Annotated in this window: 1 rRNA gene; it reads right to left on the reverse strand. The window is 42.7% G+C overall.

Features of this window, described 5'->3' with window-relative positions:
* Positions 1 to 487: 487 nt before the first annotated feature.
* A 16S ribosomal RNA gene (locus tag FCN15_RS19070) occupies positions 488 to 550 on the reverse strand; the annotation flags it as partial.

Consider the following 550-nt stretch of genomic DNA (forward strand, 5'->3'; position numbering starts at 1 on the left):
TCTTAGTAGCTTAACCAAAAGGCTCCTGTTTTTGGCTGACGGCTCTGTTCCTCATTGGTTTCTTCGATTGAAATCTTCAAAGGTAGAAACAAATTCGCAAAGGATCCATCATCTCAAAAACACTCGCATATTCAGCTAGTACTAAACTTGTTCTCTACGATCACAAGTTTCAGCTAAAAGAATGTTTCTAATTCGCAATTGTTGTTTCGTTATCCAGTTTTCAAGGATCAATCGATGAATGATTTAAACAATCACAGAATGTGAGATTAAAGTATTCAGCGTAAGCAGTTTCGAAGAAACTGCGACCTGTATGCATTTCGGTCAATCCCATTGGGTTGATGAAATTCATGCAGATGATTTTGAGAGCTTGAACTCTCAAAACTGACCAACGAGTGAGAAGGTCCCCTTGCTTTCGCAAAGGCAATCCGGCGACTTGCGTCGACCGTGTATTTGTACCGCTTCGCTACGGAAGCGAGGTACTCCATAGAAAGGAGGTGATCCAGCCGCACCTTCCGATACGGCTACCTTGTTACGACTTCACCCCAATCGT

Origin of the sequence: Paenibacillus pinistramenti (assembly GCF_005869875.1) — a bacterium.
Taxonomy (GTDB): domain Bacteria; phylum Bacillota; class Bacilli; order Paenibacillales; family Paenibacillaceae; genus Fontibacillus; species Fontibacillus pinistramenti.